Origin of the sequence: Phenylobacterium sp. (assembly GCF_022402485.1) — a bacterium.
Classification (GTDB): Bacteria; Pseudomonadota; Alphaproteobacteria; order Caulobacterales; family Caulobacteraceae; genus Phenylobacterium.
On the sequence record NZ_JAKRSA010000004.1, the window covers coordinates 4,102 to 20,443 of the forward strand.

Sequence of the window (16,342 nt, forward strand, 5' to 3'; positions counted from 1 at the left end):
ATAGATACTGCGATGGCGAAATTGTTCATCAGGGACCGGAAAGCCGCGCCTTCCTTGTGCATGTCGATGAAGATCTCACCAAGCTCGCCTTCGTCATACTCGCCGGTGTGCAGATAGACCTTGTGCCCCCCTACCGAGGCCTTCTGGATATAGCCCTTGCGGCGATCTGGCAGTTTACGACGGGCGCGCTCGCGTTCCACCACCCGTTCGACCACCCGCTCGACCGTAACCTCGGCGACCGGCTCAGGCCGCTGCGGCGCTTCCTGACGGGGCGCCTCACGGACCGGCGGCAGCTCCAGGCGCTGATAGGCGGGGGGGGCGGACCGGGCAATGCGGACCACGGGAACGCCAGCCTCACGGGCCTGCTCCATCAAGGTCTGAACGTCCTGGGGCATGGCCTCCCAGGGCAGGGTGAAATCAGCCTGTGCGGGTCTTCCCAGGGTCTGGCCCAGATGGCCCAGCATAGCCAAGTAAGGGGCGGGTCCAAGATCATCAGCCGAAAGGAAGATGTCCCGCTTGTCGAGGGCCAGTTCGGGTCCGTCGAGGCGGCTGGAGCCCAGGGCATAGGCTTCGGCTTCGGCGATGGCTGTGTCGGTGAAACCCATGACGCGCAGGGCATCAAAGCGGGGATCATGCAGGTCTTCACCAGGAGCCCCCAGCACATCGGCGAGGAAACCCTCACCCACCACCTCCGGACGGAAGGCTTCACTCAAGGTCGCGCAATAGGGCAGGGCGGCCTCGACGGCACCGATTTCATAGTCGGTAAATCCCCGAGCGATGAGAGCCGCGTGGTCAATTCCCGGCGCTGTTCCAAGGGTGCCGTGGCCCAGCAGCCGCCAGCGCGCTCCATCCAGATCAGCGCCCACGGCCCTCAAGCCACAGAGGGCAGCCTCGCTCATCACCCGAACGACCTGACCATCGGCGGTCTCGGCAAAGCTGATTGGTCCTTCCCAGGGTTCCCCAGCCGGACTGGCCCCGCCCAGCATCAGGGCGAGGGCAGGGTCGTCAAACAGCGCGAGCCCGCCAACCATCCGGGGGCAGGCGAGGCGGACTGTGCGGTTGGCCGCATCGAACAGGTCCCGCGCAGCCTTTCGGCCGGCCTCAGAGTCATAGGCTAGCCCCTGGGCGGCCAGCCAGTCGGCGAGGCCGCCGATCCCCAGCGCCACAGGCGCGCCCTCGGCCAGAGCGGTCAAGGCGGTGGCCAGGAGCCCTATGGTTCGATGGAATGTCTCTTGGTCAAAGTCTTCTCCGGCACCAAACGCCATCAGATTGAGCGCCCCATGGGCGACGGCGGGCTCGATGTCGGTGTCGAAGGCCACGGTGAGGCGGCCGGTCTCCCAGGCGGCAAGACCTAGGGATCTCTGGAGTGAGGGCTGTGGGGCACCTGCCACCATGGCCAGCACCTGGGGCCCTTGAGCGAGGTCAGGCAAGGTGACAGGAAAACGGGTCTCGCCAGACTTTGCCAGGGCGATGGTGTCGAGAATGGCGGTGTCAGACGCTCCAGCCAACCGGGCTGACTCTGCGGCTCTGGCGAGGCTGGGATTGCGCAGGGGGTCGGCACAGGCGTCAGGGTCGCCCTGACAGCGATGCACTGCATCCATCAGCCCCTGGCGAACGCGGGCGATGTTGAGCGCAGCGTCTCGAGCTGCAGCGACCCCTCGGTGCGCGGCTGTTAGCTTGGCCAATTGCTCTGGAAGGTCCGCGTCGGCTTTGATTTTCACCGGTGGCGGGCTGGCCACCAGGTGCAGGGCGATACGCCCAGCCATCAGCGCCGCGCCAAGCTCGCGGCGAAAGCGGCCCCTTGCGCCAACGCCTTCAAACAGGCCCTGTCGCTGACCCGCCTGAACCAGGTCCTCGGCGAAACGGAAGATGGCGGCGGGCAGGTCAGGCTCGCCGCCGGCCCAGTCCAGCCAGGCGTCCACCTGAGCGTTGGGCCAGGAGGCTGGGGCCAGGACCTCGACAACATCGCTGCTGCGCTCGATCATGCGCCGCTCCATCTTGCCGCTCTCCAGACTCATTGCAGACTCCCTCGAGGCGCAGCGTAAGAACCGGCCCCGGTGCGAGCAATAGATGTTGCGTAAACAGCTTGGTTCATCCCCAAGATGTTGAGGGTCGCGGGGCGCTGGACGGGCCTGTGACGGAGACCTATAGTCCGCCCGAAATTCCTGCCAGCCGGGTCAGTTCAACGTGTTCAAAGCGATCTTCACTTGGTGGAACGGCGCGACCCTCGGCGCCCGCTTCCACATCGGCCGTCGCGGCGTCTTCGTGGGCCAGGACGATTATGGCAGCCGCTATTATGAGGCCAAGGACGCTTCGGACTCCTATGACGGTCGCAAGCGTCGCTGGGTGATCTACTCGGGCTATGCCGAGGCCTCTAAAGTGCCAGCCGAATGGCACGGCTGGCTGCATTACACTTTCGATGAGCCACCGACGGTGCAGCCGCTGTTGCGACAGGCCTGGGAGAAGGACCATCGTCCGAATTTGACCGGGACGGTTCATGCCTATCGGCCGCAGGGCTCCCTGGCACGGGGCGGTGACCGACAGCGCGCCACCGGGGACTACCTTCCCTGGACCCCGGAATAGGCACGACGCCATGCGCCATGCGCGCTCTCTCCTGTTTGGGCTTGGCCTTGCCGGCCTGATGGCGGTCGGCGCAGTGGTGGCGCAGACGCCGCCGGACACCCCTGGCGCTGCGCCCTCCTCGCCGGCGTCAACGCTCCCAGGTGGGCCTGGGGTTGAAGCACCCCTGCCTATTCCGCCGCCGGAGCCGGTTCCTGATATCGTGGCGGCACCGCCGCCCCCGGAAAAGGCCCGGGCCCCGGAGACCCCCGCTGAGCCCAAGGCACCGCTCAAGCGGGCCCGATACGACGTCGCGGTGATCCAGGCCCTGGATAAGGTGAGTGCCGAGACCATTCGCTTTGAGGCGCCGGTGGGACAACCCATCCGCTACAAGACCCTGGTGTTCACCGTGCGGGCCTGTGAGCTGACGGCACCAGACGAGCGTGCGCCTGACGCCATGGCCTATATGACGATCGATTCTCAGCCCCGTCCGGCGGCTGGTCGTCCGACGCCGCCGCCCCGTCAGGCCTTCCGCGGTTGGATGTACGCCGCTGCGCCAGGGCTCAATCCCCTGGAGCATCCGGTCTATGACGCCTGGCTGATCACCTGCAAGGCGGCAGCGCCCGTCAGACCCGGCTGATCACCAAAGGTCGCCTTGGCCGGCAAAGCCTTGGCCAACCTGCGCTGATAGGTCGTCCGCGGGATCTCTTCGGCATCAAACTGGGTCAGGTGATCTGTGATGAACTGGGCGTCCAGCAGACGATAACCGCCGGTGATGAGCCGCGCGACCAGGTGGACCAGGGCGACCTTTGAGGCGTCCGTAGCCCGGGAGAACATGCTCTCGCCAAAAAAGGCCCCGCCCAGGGATACACCATAAAGCCCGCCCACCAATTGACCGTCGCGCCAGCACTCGACGCTATGGGCGTGCCCCATGGCGAAAAGCTCGACGTAAAGGTTCTGAATGATCGCGTTGATCCAGGTCTCGCTACGGTCAGGCGCGGCTTCGGCGCAGAGCGCCACAACCTGAGGAAACGCCGTGTCAAAGCGGACCTCAAAGCGATCAGCGCGGACAGTGCGCGCCAGCCGGCGGGGGACATGGAAGCCCACCAGGGGCAGCACGCCCCTGTGCTCGGGATCGACCAGGAAGATCTTGTCGTCATCCCGGGCGTCCGCCATCGGGAAGACGCCCCGGGAATAACAGGCCAGCAACTGGAGCGGGCCAAAGGTGTCCATGGCCTCAGGCTTCGTCAGCCTGGGCCTTGATCCACTTTTCCAGCCAATGGATGTTGTAGTCGCCCGCGATGATCGCCGGCTGGTGGATCAAGTCCTGGAACAGGGGAATGGTCGTATCCACGCCGCCCACCACCATTTCGCCAAGGCAGCGATTGACCCGGGCGAGGCATTCTTCCCGGTCCCGGCCATGGACGATGAGCTTCCCGATCAGGCTGTCATAATAGGGCGGGATGACGTAGCCGGCATAAACCGCAGAATCGAGCCGCACACCCAGGCCGCCAGGGGCATGGAAGTCGGTGACCTTGCCGGGCGAAGGGACAAAGGTCCGGGCATTTTCGGCATTGATCCGGCACTCAATGGCATGGCCCTCGAACACCACCTGGTCCTGAGTGAAGGACAGGGGCAGGCCGGCGGCGATGCGGATCTGCTCCCGGACAAGATCGATGCCGGTGATGGCCTCGGTAACGGGATGCTCCACCTGCAGCCGGGTGTTCATCTCGATGAAGAAGAACTCGCCGTTCTCATACAGGAACTCGATGGTGCCAACGCCCAGGTAGCCGATGGCCTTGATCGCATCGACCACCACCTTGCCGATCTTCTCGCGGGCGGCTGCGTCGATGGCCGGGGAAGGGGCCTCCTCAAGGATTTTCTGGTGCCGGCGCTGGAGAGAGCAATCGCGCTCGCCCAAATGGCAGACATTGCCGAAGGAGTCGGCGACCACCTGGATCTCGATATGGCGAGGCTTCTGGAGGTACCGCTCCATATAGACGGCGTCGTCGCCAAAGGCCGCCTTGGCCTCAGACCGCGCTGTCGAGACGGCCTCGGCCAGGCTCTCGCGGTCCAGGGCGACCTTCATGCCGCGCCCGCCACCGCCGGCCGCGGCCTTGATCAGCACCGGAAATCCGATCTCGTCGGCCGCAGCCATGGCTTCGTTTTCGGTGGTCAAGGCCCCGGCCGAGCCTGGGACCACCGGGATGCCAGCCCGCATCACCGCCTGCTTGGCGGTGATCTTGTCGCCCATCATCTGAATGTGTTCGGGCTTGGGACCGATAAAGGTGAACCCGTGGGCCCCGACGATGTCGGCGAAGCGGGCGTTCTCGGATAGAAAGCCGTAGCCAGGGTGGATGGCCTGGGCGCCCGTGATCTCTGCCGCAGCGATGATGGCGGGGATGTTAAGATAGCTCTTGGCGGCTGAAGCCGGCCCGATGCAGACGCTTTCATCAGCCAGCCGCACCCACATGGCACCGGAATCGGCCTCGGAATGGACCGCCACGGTGGAGATACCCATCTCCTTGCAGGCCCGATGGATACGCAGGGCGATCTCGCCCCGGTTGGCGATCAGGATCTTTTCGAACATCGACCTACTCGATGACGACCAGGGGCTCGCCGAATTCGACGGGCTGGGCGTCGGAAACCAGAATCTCCACCACCTTGCCGGCCCGGGGGGCCGGGATCGGGTTCATGGTCTTCATGGCTTCAATGATCATCAGGGTCTGGCCGGCCTGGACGGTATCTCCCACCTTGATGAAGCTGGGGGACCCGGGCTGCGGCTGCAGATAGACCGTGCCGACCATAGGGGAGTTCACCGCATCGCCGGCCTTGCGGACCGGCGCGGCCGGTGTCGCAGGCGACTCGGCCACGGCCTGGGGGGCGGCCACCGCCTGCGGGGCGGTCACGGTCGCGGTTACGGTGACCTGACGGGCCACCCGGACCTTGAGGCCGTCACGCTCGACTTCGATCTCAGACAACCCTGTCTCAGTCAGGATGTCTGCCAAAGTGCGCACCAGACGTGCGTCGAGCGGATCGGCGGAAGCCTTGGGGCTGCTAGCCATTTGGGGGATCCTTGCTGCTGGGAGGCGTCAGGCGCTAAGGCGCGCGGCGGCCTCAACGGCCAGTTCATAGCTCGCCACGCCGAAGCCTGACACGACTCCCGTCGCAGCGAGGGACACATAGGTGTGTCGACGGAACGTTTCGCGCGCCGCCGGGTTGGAAAGGTGGCACTCGACGACCGGGACCTCGAGGGTCTTGAGGGCGTCGAGCAGCGCCACGGAGGTATGGCCATAGCCGGCGGGGTTGATCACCAGGGCGCTGGCGGCCGTTCTGGCCTCCTGTACCCAGTCGATCAGGACGCCCTCATGGTTGGACTGTCGGAACTCAATCGTTCGGCCAAGGGACTCCGCCCGGCGCTCGCAGGCCTTGCGAACGTCATCCAGGGTCTCTCTTCCATAAATCTGAGGCTCGCGGACGCCCAGGAGGTTGAGATTGGGGCCGCTCAGCACATAGATCGGTTTGGACATTCGGCTCCGCCGGCGATTCCGCTGTCTTGTAACGGTCGCAGACGGGGGTCACAAGCACCGCAGCCGCATGGGACGGCGAGAGTTGAGCATGAAGCTGACGATCAACGGGGAAGTGCAGGTTTTTGCCCCCCTGCCGCACCTGGCAGCCCTCGTGGCGCACCTTGGCCTGGATTCCCGCAAGGTGGCCATTGAGCGCAATCTGGAGATCGTACCCCGGTCGGCCTATGAGCAGACCCCGGTGGCCGATGGCGACCAGATCGAGATCGTGCACTTCATCGGAGGCGGCTGACATGGAAGACACCCGGACCGGCGCGCAGGACGCGCAAGACACCTGGACCGTGGCTGGCCGCACCTTCACCTCCCGCCTGATCGTGGGCACGGGCAAGTACAAGGACTACGCCACCAACGCCGCTGCGGCTGAAGCCGCCGGCGCAGAAATCGTCACCGTGGCGATCCGCCGGGTGAACCTGTCGGACCCCAGCCAGCCCATGCTGGTGGATCATGTGAAGCCTGACCGCTTCACCTTCCTGCCCAATACCGCCGGCTGTTTCACCGGCGAAGATGCGGTGCGCACCCTGCGCCTGGCCCGGGAGGCCGGGGGATGGAACCTGGTCAAGCTAGAGGTGCTGTCCAACACCAAACACCTGCTGCCGGACATGGAGGAGACTCTTCGGGCCCTGAAGCTGCTGATCGCCGACGGGTTTGAGGTGATGGTCTATTGCAGCGATGATCCGGTCTATGCCCAGAAGCTGGAGGAGGCCGGTGCCGCAGCCATCATGCCGCTTGGCGCGCCCATCGGCTCCGGTCGGGGCATTCAGAACATGCTGAACCTGGCCCTGATCATCGAGCAGGCCAAGGTGCCGGTACTGGTAGACGCCGGTGTCGGTACCGCCTCCGACGCCGCCGTGGCCATGGAGTTGGGCTGCGATGCGGTGCTCATGAACACCGCCATAGCTGAGGCCCGTGATCCGATCCTGATGGCCAGTGCCATGCGCCATGCGGTGATCGCCGGTCGCCAGGCCTATCTGGCTGGCCGCATGCCCAAGCGGATGTATGCCGACCCGTCCTCGCCGCTTTCAGGGCTGATCTAGGCACCGGCCTCCGAATGGAGGATCGACCTTCGACGGAGGCTTAGCCGCCGATCTTGGCGGCCTGTGCGGCGGTAATCGCAGCCTTCACCGATTCCATATCGGCACCGGAGATCAGGCGATCGCCGATGACGAAGGCCGGCGTGCCATTGATGCCCAGACTGGCCGCCAGTTCATGGGTCTCCTCCAGCTGCCTTTGGATGGCTGGAGCCTCAGCGGCCTTGCGCGCCGCTGCGGGATCGATCCCTACGGCCCGCAGGTGACGGTCGATGGCAGCGTCATCCAAAGATCTTTCAGCCATCAGGCGATCATGCAGTTCCAGGGTCTTGGGCTTGACCAGATCGGTGAGCATGATGGCGGCCGTCTCGTCGGACTGCTCGCCGAAGATCGGGAATTCCTTGAACACGACCCGGACGTCGGGGTTTTCGGCAATGATCTTCGCCATCTCAACGGCGGCAACCTTGCAATAGCCGCAACGGTAATCGAAGAACTCGGTCACCGTGATGGTCCCTTGGGGATTGGCGACAAAGTCCCTGGGGTCCTGCTCCAGCGCCGCCCGTTTGGTGGCCAGGACTGACGATGCGGCCTGGGCTGCCTCTATCTCTCGCTTCTCCCCGAGCTTCTGCACGGCCTGCTCAATCACCTCTGGGTTTTCAAGCAGATAGGCGCGGACGCGCTCGCCAAATGCTTCATCGGCGGTGCGATTGCAGGCGCCAAGCGCCAGGGTAGAGGCCAGGAGAACAGCAAGGGCAGGCAAGGTATGTCTCATCAGAGTTCCAGACAGATTTTTTGGCGCAGGATCAAGGTGGGGCTGACCTAACGGACCGAGCCCGAGGCGATCGCGCCCTCCTGCGCCAGTTCGCGCAGATCCTCACGGGAGGGGTTTGAGGTCAAAACGATGTCCGTTGCCCGGCGCCACTCCGGGGTGTCCCGGGTGAGCTGGTCACGGGCCCGCATGGCGAAAACCCTGGCCTGCTGGCGATTGCCGATATGGAAATTGTACTCCGCAGTCGCCAGCCGTGCTGAGCCATCTTCTCCGCGCCGGTCATAGCCTTCGGCCAACAGGCGCCATGCGACGGCGTTATCGTTCTCTAGCGTAAGGGCGCGCTTGAGCTCGTTGACGCCTTCTTCCAGCTTTGCGTCATCATTCATCGCGATCAGAGTCTGGCCGAGATTGACCCGCAGAAGAGGGGCCTCGGGCATCAACTCGACGGAACGGCGCTGTGGGGCCTCTGCTTCCCGGGTGCGGCCAAACTCGAACAGGATCTGGCCCTTCAGCTCCCAGAGATAGGCATTTTCAGGCTGCTCGGTCAGCAGGGCGTCGATCAGGCGCAAGGCCCGGTCTGGCTCTTTCATCTGGTAGTAGGCGATGGCCCGGGCGTAGCGGGCCGGATAGCTGGTGTCGGTCTCGCTATACTCGACGATGGCCCGCTGCGGATTGAGGAAGCCCTGCAACTTGGCCTGCATGATCCGATGCCGTTCCATGGCCTCTTCGCTGTCGACCTTCTCCCAGTCGGGCAGGGTCTCGGCCTTGCGGCGCAGAGTGTCGATTCGGTCTGACGACAGGGGATGGCTACGGAAATAGGCGTAGCGGCGGGCTTCCTGGAACACCTCCTGATAGCGGAAGTTGTCGAAGAACTCGACAAGGCCACGGCCTGACAGGCCCGCGCGATCGAGAATGGTCAGGCCGGCCTGATCGGCGCGGCTCTCCTGTTCGCGGCTGTAGCCCAGGACCGCGAGGGTGCCGAACTGGTTGGCACTGCTCATCAAGGCGATGGCGGCGTCGCCTGCGCCGGCAAAAGCGGCCAGAACCCCCAGTCCCATGGTGAGCAGGAAGGGCTGCAGGCCGACCCGCTGCATATCGCCGGAGCGCGCGCTGTGACCAGCGGCCAGGTGGCCGACCTCGTGGGCGATCACTCCTTGAAGCTGATTGGGGTTCTCAGATTCCAGGATCAGGCCTGTAAAGAACCCCATCCTCCCTGGCCCCGCGAAAGCGTTCAACTCGCGGCTGCCGATGATCAAGATCTCAATGCTGTCGGGATTGATGCCGGCAGCCTCAAGGATGGGTTTTGAATCTGCCTTCAGAATAGCTTCGATTTCTGTGTCGCGGATCAGGGACATACCCTGCTGGGCCTGAGCCGCCACGGGCGTTACCGCCAAGCTCACCGCCAGGGCCAAGCGACCGATCAGCCGCCGAAACGCCCTTGGGCCGAATGAAGAATTCCGGGGCGGGAAGGGCAGGGGGGAGGCCATGCACACTCTCTTGCTAGCTCCCCCTAACCAGGTGGAAGCCTAGAGCATTTCCCGACCGCTGTGAAACAGTATCAGGTCGGGAAATGCTCTAAACCTTTGAGTTAGAGCTCCTTTTCACCCTGCTCAAGGGGAGCCATCAGGTGAAAAGGGGACTCAGGCTGTTCAGCCGCGCCGCCACCACCCCCGACGGGGCTTTGTGGGAGGCGCTGTAATCTCAGCCGGATCGGCGGCCACTTCAGTCGGCTGAGGGGCCGATTCCACCACAGGCTCCGGGGCTGCGGCCGGCGGAGCCATCGGTTCGGCTTGAACTTCCGGTTCGCTGGCCGCCTGAGGCGCTTGGGGCTCTGCCTCAACTTTCGGTTCAGCCTTGCGCCGGGTCCGGGTCCGCTTGGGCTTGGGGGCGTCGGCGACAGGGACAGCTTCGGGCTCAGGAGCTGACACCATTTCAGGTAACACCTCCTCCGCTTCAGCGGCGACCGGGGCTTCTGCCACGGCTTCAGGTGACGCCGTCACAGGATCAGCGGCGACCTTGGCCTTGCCACGGCTGCGGCGGCGCTTGGGCTTTTCATCGGCCTCGGGCAACTCGACCCAGATGTCGTCCTCGCTTGATCCTGAGACCTGAGCGACAGCGGCCGGGCGATCGGTGTCTGTGGGTGCGGCTTGGGACACGGCTTGGACCACAGCTTGGACCGGCGCAGCGCCCTGTTCGGGAACCGCCATGCGCGGGTCCTCAGACAGGTCAAACCAGACGAAGGGGTCTTCACCATAGGGAACCCAGGGGCGCACCCAGGCGAAGGTCTCGCCCGGACGGTCCTCGCGCAGACGCCGTCCCCCGCGGCGACCACGACGGCGCCGGCGACCACCGTTCTCGTCGTCGAGACGGATGTCGGCTTCAGGCGCTGCGGGCCGTTCTTCCTCTTCGCGGCGACCTCCGCGGCGGCGGCGGCGGCGGCCCCGGCCACGATTGCGGGCATCGCCTTCTTCCTCGCCGGAGGCCACTTCCCGGGCCTCGTCCTCATCGTCCTCGTCTTCGTCGTCTTCCTCAGAGACGGCGGCGCGAACAGCGGGCTCGTCCTCGTCCTCGTCCTCTTCGTCCTCCTCGTCTTCGTAGGAGTCGTCGTAGCCATCGTCCTCAATCAGATCCAGGCGCGAGCGGGCCTGGGTAATGATGACGGCATGGTCGGGGCGGGTCTCATTGGCCGTCCGCTCGATTTCGTAGTCGGCATGGGGCATGGCGTCGTCGACGATGACCGTCACGAACAGGCCGAAGGTCTCATGTATGCGAGCCAGATGGGCGCGCTTTTCATTGAGAATATAAAGGGCCACGGCCCGGGGTGCCTTGAGATTTGCCTCGCCGCCGCCCTTGAGGGCTTCGATCTCCAAGGCGCGCAAGGTGGCCAGAGCGCTGGATTCCACCGACCGCACGCGGCCTGTGCCGTTGCAGTGTTCGCAGACGTGGGTGGTGCCTTCCAGCACACCGGTCCGGCGACGCTGGCGGCTGATTTCCATCAGGCCAAAGCCGCTGATCTTGCCCATCTGGATGCGGGCGCGGTCGTCCTTGAGGGAGTCCTTCAGGCGCTTCTCAACGGCGCGGTTGTTCTTCGACTCATCCATGTCGATGAAGTCGATGACGATCAGGCCGGCCAGATCGCGCAGACGCAGCTGGCGAGCGGTCTCTTCGGCAGCCTCTAGGTTCGTCTTCAGTGCGGTGGCTTCGATGTTGCGCTCGCGGGTGGACTTCCCGGAGTTCACATCCACGGCCACCAGGGCCTCGGTCTGGTTGATCACCAGATAGCCGCCTGAGCGCAGGGGCACCACTGGACTATAGATCTGCGAGAGGTGGTCCTCGACCTTGTATTTGACGAAGAGCGGCTCGGGATCGCGATAGAGCTGCACCTTCTTGGCCTGGGACGGCATCAGCATGCGCATGAAGTCACGCGCTTCCTTGAAGCCCGCCTCACCCTCGACGAAAACACCGTCGATGTCCTTGTCGTAGAGGTCGCGGATCGCCCGCTTCACCAGGTCCTCTTCCTCATAGATGAGGGCCGGCGCAATGGAGTGCAGGGTGTTCTCGCGGATGTTCTCCCAAAGCCGCAGGAGATATTCGTAGTCGCGCTTGATTTCGGCCTTGGTCCGTTTGGCACCCGCGGTGCGGACAATCAGACCCATGCCTTGGGGCACATCCAGGCCCTGGACCACGCTCTTGAGGCGCTTGCGATCGGTGGCCGTGGTGATCTTCCGGCTGATGCCGCCGCCACGGGCCGTGTTGGGCATCAGGACGCCATAGCGCCCGGCCAGGGAGAGATAGGTGGTCAGGGCTGCGCCCTTATTGCCGCGCTCTTCCTTGACGACCTGCACCAGCATGATCTGCCGGCGGCGGATCACTTCCTGGATCTTGTACTTGCGCATGAGGCGGCGCCGGCGACGGGCCACCTCTTCTTCCATCACGTCATCTTCATCGACGACGGCCTCGGCATCTTCGTCATCGGGGTCGGCCGATCGCGCCGAAGGCTCGAAGGAGTCTTCGTCCTCGGCCTCCTCACGCATAAGCGCCTCCCGGTCCGCAACCGGGATCTGATAGTAGTCAGGGTGAATTTCATTAAAGGCGAGGAACCCGTGTCGGTTGCCGCCATATTCAATGAACGCCGCCTGGAGACTGGGCTCTACCCGGGTAACCTTGGCGAGATAGATATTTCCCCTGAGTTGCTTGCGGTTTTTGCTCTCGAAATCGAAATCTTCAACACGCGAGCCGTCGATCAGGACCACCCGCGTCTCTTCGGCGTGGGCCGCATCGATAAGCATCTTCTTCGACATTTAGTGAGTCTCCACGGCGCGCCACGAAACTTGCGTTCGGGCGCTGCCGGCTAATCATGAGGGCGCGTGCAGGGTCTCTGTTCACAGCAACGGGGGCGGCCGCGCGGCCGGCCGGACGCCGGAATGGGGCTCGGGCGACGCTGCCCATGGGTGTGTCCTAGTCACGCCTGCAAGGCGGGGATCGGTGGAGCGTCGCCGCCGAACAGCGGTCGGGCCGACACTGGTTTTCGCGCGAAATGGTGGGCCTGTGAGTCAGGCCGCTCCTTGCGCAAAGCGACTTTGCAACACCGAGGGAAAAAAGGAAAGCCGTCGTCGTGGCGCTCGCCCCCTTAACCCTTTTTCCACAGCGATCAGGTTCAATGTCCGTTCAACGTCGCAGAAACGTTTCGGTGGGTGTGTCAGCGTATGTTTGCAAGCCTGGACAAGGTCTTCAGGAAGGCGCGTTTGTTGTGCGCCGGTGTCGCCGTGGCGACCCTGGGCGGCCTTGCTGCGGTCGCCGTGTCCCACGCGGCTGCCCCAGGCGTGGATGTCATGGGCGTGCGCCTGGGCGGCGACAGCACCGAGACGCGTCTTGTCATTGATCTCAATCGCGGAGCCACCGGGCGGGTCAGCCAAGATGGCGCTGGCGGGCGCGTGGTCATCTCCCTGCCGGGGGTGGGCGCGAAGGCCAGCCTGCAGGGGTCGGGCCGCGGTCTCGTCAAGGCCTGGATGATCGACAACGCCCAAGGCTCGGCCCGTTTGCAGGTCGATCTCAACGGTGCAGGCGTAATCAAGCGCCGCTTTCTACTCCCCCCAGCTGATGGGGTGGACCACTACAGGTATGTGATCGACATCGCCTCGGTGGGACCGCCAAGCGCCACTTTCATTTCCCGCCCGACCCGTCGTCCGGCCGCTCCGGCCGCCAAGCCCCTGCCGCTCAAGCGAGTCGTCGTGATCGACGCCGGACATGGGGGCCGGGACCCCGGTGCCCGCGGCTCCAAGGGCGTCGAAAAGGATGTCACCCTGGCCGCCGCGCTCGCCCTTCAGGCCCGCCTTGAGCGGGGCGGCAAGTACAAGGTGGTCATGACCCGCAGCACCGATGTCTATGTGCCGTTGGAGAACCGGGTGCAGATCGCCCGGCGGGCAGGGGCAGACCTGTTCATCTCTCTGCACGCGGATGCGGGCGCTGAAACCACCACCCGGGGGGCGTCGGTCTACACCCTTTCTGAACAGGCCTCCGGGCGTGCGGCCAGGTTTGTCTCCAAGGACGACTGGTTCATGAACACCAGCACCAGCAGCGGCGACCAGGGCGTACGGGACATTCTGTTCGATCTGACCCAGCGGGCAACCAAGAATCGGTCGGCCAACTTCGCGGAACTGATTCTGGAACGTGCCGACGAACACATGCCGCTCCTCCGGCGCAGCCATAGGGACGCGGGATTTGTGGTGCTTCTCGCCCCCGACGTGCCAGCCGTGCTGCTGGAGATGGGCTTCATGACCAATGTCCATGATGAAGCCAATCTGTCTGATGAAGGCCGGCGCACCCGCTTCATGAACAGTGTTGGTGACGCCATCGACACCTATTTCCAGCAACAGTCTCAGGTGGCCGCGCGCTGATTGTTGCGGCCTGAGCACGGTCGGATCTGCCTGCGGTGTCGTGAGCGTTGGCGCCCGGCGAGTTGCGCGTTAGATGACGGTCTGACAGGCGAGGGTGCCTGCGGAGGTCAGCACAGTTGCATCCCCCTGAGAGATGGGTCGCAATCGCCGGTGTAGCGGTTCTCAGCCTCATCGCCGTGGCGGGGTTCGCCGTGGCGATCTATGCGGCCTGGCTGTTCCATGACATGCCCGACGCCGGGGAACTGGTGGACTACCGGCCGCCAACCTCGACGCGGGCCTATGCCTGGGACGGCACCTTGATCGGTGAGTTCTCGCGCGAGCGCCGGATCTACGTGCCCTATGACCAGATCCCACCCCACATGGTTCAGGCCATCATGGCGGCTGAGGATCGCAACTTCTTCCAGCATGGCGGCGTCGACGCCATGGGCCTGACCCGGGCGATGATGAAGAACGTTCTGAACGCCGCCCAGGGACGTCGTCTAGAAGGCGGATCGACCATCACCCAGCAGGTGGCCAAGAACGTCCTGCTGAACAGCGACGCCACCATTGGCCGCAAGTTCAAGGAAGCGGTCCTGGCCCAGCGGCTGGAGAAGACCCTGAGCAAGGAGCAGATTCTTGAGCTCTATCTGAACGAGATCTGGCTCGGCTATCGCTCCTACGGTGTCGGCGCGGCCGCCTTCAACTATTTTGGCAAGTCGATCACTGACCTAACCTTGGCGGAAGCCGCTTATCTCGCCGCCCTGCCCAAGGGGCCACAGAACTATCATCCCCTACGTCGCAAGGACGCGGCCATCGCGCGGCGCAACTGGGTGATCGGGGAGATGGCCGATCTCGGGTGGGTGACCGAAGCTGAGGCTGAGAGCGCCAAGGCGCAGGACCTGGTGGTCCAGGCGGCGCCTAGCCGGGCGAAGTATCGGGATGCCGACTATTTCGTCGAAGAGGTCCGCCGCCGGGGCCTGGACACCCTGGGGTCTCGCCTGAACGAGGGCGGGTTCTATATGAGGACAACCCTTGATCCGGCCTTGCAGACCGCAGCGCGTGTCGCCCTGATGGACGGGCTGGAGGCCTATGATCGTCGCCACGGTTGGCGGGGAGCCTGGGGCAAGGTGGAGATCCGGCCCGGCTGGCAGGCTGTGGCCGAGAAGGCAGCTGCACCGGCTGAACGGCGCAGATGGCGGGCCGCCGTTGTCACCCGGGTCGCCGGGGGCGATGTGCAGGTCGAGGTGGCCGAAAGCGGCGTGCAAGGTCCTCTGGCCGGACAGGACGTGACCTGGGCCAGGGCCGGCAAGGGCTTGGCCGTGGGCGATCTCATCTTTGTTGAGCCGCCATCCAGCGACGGTGGTGCCTTCCGTCTGAAGCAAGTGCCGCAGGTGAATGGCGCTTTGGTGGCCATTGAGCCCCATTCTGGCCGTGTCCTGGCCATGGTGGGGGGCTATTCGTTCTCCCTGTCGAACTTCAACCGGGCCACCCAGGCTATGCGGCAGCCCGGCTCAGCCTTCAAGCCCATCGTTTATGCGGCGGCCCTTGAGGATGAGTACACCCCCGCCAGCGTGGTGATGGACTCGATGATCACCCTGCAGGGCCGGGAAGGGGAGTCGTGGACACCGGAGAACTATAACCGCCAGTACTATGGGGCATTGACCCTCCGGAGAGGGTTGGAGCTCTCGCGCAACGCCATGACCGTTCGTCTCGCCCAAGGGGTGGGAATGCGAAAGATCAGCGATCTGGCCGTCCGCATGGGTGTGGTGGACAGGATGGAGCCAGTGCTCGCCATGTCCCTGGGGGCGGGCGAAACCACGCCCTTCCGACTGACCGCGGCCTATGCAGCTTTCGTCAATGGTGGACGCCGGATTGAGCCTCATCTGATCGAGCTGGTGCAGGACCGCGAAGGCAAGGTCATCTACCGCGCCGATCGCCGGGAATGCCCTCGCTGCGTTGCCGGCTTCAACGGGGACGAGAGCCCGCGGGTGCCGCTGGCCGGGGAGCAGGTGATGGACCCGATCACGGCCTATCAGATCACCTCCATGCTGCAGGGGGTTGTGCAGCGGGGGACGGCGACGTCCGCGTCGGTGTTGGGGCGGCCCGTCGGCGGCAAGACGGGCACCACCAACGAGTATCGCAGCGCCTGGTTTGTCGGGTTCACGCCACAGATCGTCGCTGGGGTATTCATCGGCTTTGATGACAACCGCCCCCTAGGATTTGGTGAGACAGGCACCACCGCCGCGACCCCGATCTTCACGGCCTTCATGCAGGAAGCCATCAAGGGCGTGCCCGAGGCTGATTTCCAGGCCCCTGATAACGCCAAATACGCCACAGTGCGTGGGATCCGCGAGGCTTTCCGACCCGGTACTGAGCCTCGGGCCCCAACGCCGACTGTGACGCCCGGCTCCAGCGGTCCGATGCCTTACAACAAGGTCTGGCCCGATGGCCGGGTTTCCGGGGCTGGGGACGCACGGGAGGCGGCCGCGCCCGCCGATGAGATGAGCGGATTGTATTAGGCCG

The 16,342-nt window shown here is 64.6% G+C and carries 14 protein-coding genes; 6 read left to right on the forward strand and 8 right to left on the reverse strand.

The window, feature by feature from the left end; all coding sequences use genetic code 11:
- Window positions 1-2,018: ribonucleotide reductase (locus MH112_RS00685; RefSeq protein WP_296562681.1), on the reverse strand; the 2,018-nt coding region annotated here is incomplete at its 3' end.
- Window positions 2,019-2,187: 169 nt separating this feature from the next.
- Between MH112_RS00685 and MH112_RS00690 the strand changes: the two genes are divergently transcribed.
- Both MH112_RS00690 and MH112_RS00695 read left to right on the forward strand, forming a co-directional pair.
- A complete protein-coding gene (locus MH112_RS00690) occupies window positions 2,188-2,583 on the forward strand; it encodes an NADH:ubiquinone oxidoreductase subunit NDUFA12 (RefSeq protein ID WP_296562683.1) in 396 nt (131 codons plus the stop codon).
- Between the two features lie 10 nt (window positions 2,584-2,593).
- On the forward strand, window positions 2,594-3,199 hold the full coding sequence (locus MH112_RS00695; protein WP_296562685.1) for a DUF2155 domain-containing protein: 606 nt from the start codon (window positions 2,594-2,596) through the stop codon (window positions 3,197-3,199).
- Here MH112_RS00695 and aat read toward each other — a convergent pair.
- The 4 genes from aat to aroQ are packed head-to-tail and all read right to left on the reverse strand — an operon-like array spanning window position 3,145 to window position 6,089.
- Complete coding sequence (gene aat / locus MH112_RS00700; RefSeq protein ID WP_296562687.1) at window positions 3,145-3,792, reverse strand: leucyl/phenylalanyl-tRNA--protein transferase; 648 nt, start codon at window positions 3,790-3,792, stop codon at window positions 3,145-3,147. The genes MH112_RS00695 and aat overlap by 55 nt on opposite strands.
- A 4-nt stretch (window positions 3,793-3,796) precedes the next feature.
- Window positions 3,797-5,149: an acetyl-CoA carboxylase biotin carboxylase subunit gene (gene accC / locus MH112_RS00705; protein WP_296562689.1), complete on the reverse strand. Its 1,353-nt coding sequence runs from the start codon at window positions 5,147-5,149 to the stop codon at window positions 3,797-3,799.
- 4 nt (window positions 5,150-5,153) lie between these two features.
- Complete coding sequence (gene accB, locus MH112_RS00710; protein WP_296562690.1) at window positions 5,154-5,624, reverse strand: acetyl-CoA carboxylase biotin carboxyl carrier protein; 471 nt, start codon at window positions 5,622-5,624, stop codon at window positions 5,154-5,156.
- A 27-nt stretch (window positions 5,625-5,651) separates the two neighbouring features.
- Window positions 5,652-6,089: a type II 3-dehydroquinate dehydratase gene (gene aroQ / locus MH112_RS00715; RefSeq protein WP_296562692.1), complete on the reverse strand. Its 438-nt coding sequence runs from the start codon at window positions 6,087-6,089 to the stop codon at window positions 5,652-5,654.
- An 88-nt stretch (window positions 6,090-6,177) separates the two neighbouring features.
- Here aroQ and thiS point away from each other — a divergent pair, with 88 nt between their 5' ends.
- Both thiS and MH112_RS00725 read left to right on the forward strand, forming a co-directional pair.
- The gene (gene thiS, locus MH112_RS00720; RefSeq protein WP_296562695.1) at window positions 6,178-6,378 is read left to right on the forward strand and encodes a sulfur carrier protein ThiS; all 201 of its coding nucleotides are present in this window, start codon (window positions 6,178-6,180) and stop codon (window positions 6,376-6,378) included.
- A gap of 1 nt (window position 6,379) precedes the next feature.
- Window positions 6,380-7,180: a thiazole synthase gene (locus MH112_RS00725; RefSeq protein ID WP_296562697.1), complete on the forward strand. Its 801-nt coding sequence runs from the start codon at window positions 6,380-6,382 to the stop codon at window positions 7,178-7,180.
- A gap of 40 nt (window positions 7,181-7,220) precedes the next feature.
- Here MH112_RS00725 and MH112_RS00730 read toward each other — a convergent pair whose 3' ends face one another.
- The 3 genes from MH112_RS00730 to MH112_RS00740 form a co-directional block, all read right to left on the reverse strand.
- Complete coding sequence (locus MH112_RS00730; RefSeq protein WP_296562699.1) at window positions 7,221-7,934, reverse strand: DsbA family protein; 714 nt, start codon at window positions 7,932-7,934, stop codon at window positions 7,221-7,223.
- 59 nt (window positions 7,935-7,993) lie between these two features.
- Entirely contained in the window at window positions 7,994-9,430 is a 1,437-nt protein-coding gene (locus tag MH112_RS00735) for a M48 family metalloprotease (RefSeq protein ID WP_296562701.1), read from the reverse strand.
- Window positions 9,431-9,592: 162 nt separating this feature from the next.
- On the reverse strand, window positions 9,593-12,244 hold the full coding sequence (locus MH112_RS00740; RefSeq protein ID WP_296562703.1) for a ribonuclease E/G: 2,652 nt from the start codon (window positions 12,242-12,244) through the stop codon (window positions 9,593-9,595).
- A 447-nt stretch (window positions 12,245-12,691) separates the two neighbouring features.
- Between MH112_RS00740 and MH112_RS00745 the strand changes: the two genes are divergently transcribed.
- The gene (locus tag MH112_RS00745; protein ID WP_365785756.1) at window positions 12,692-13,840 is read left to right on the forward strand and encodes an N-acetylmuramoyl-L-alanine amidase; all 1,149 of its coding nucleotides are present in this window, start codon (window positions 12,692-12,694) and stop codon (window positions 13,838-13,840) included.
- Window positions 13,841-13,956: 116 nt separating this feature from the next.
- Window positions 13,957-16,338: a penicillin-binding protein 1A gene (locus MH112_RS00750; RefSeq protein WP_296562708.1), complete on the forward strand. Its 2,382-nt coding sequence runs from the start codon at window positions 13,957-13,959 to the stop codon at window positions 16,336-16,338.
- Window positions 16,339-16,342 lie beyond the last annotated feature (4 nt).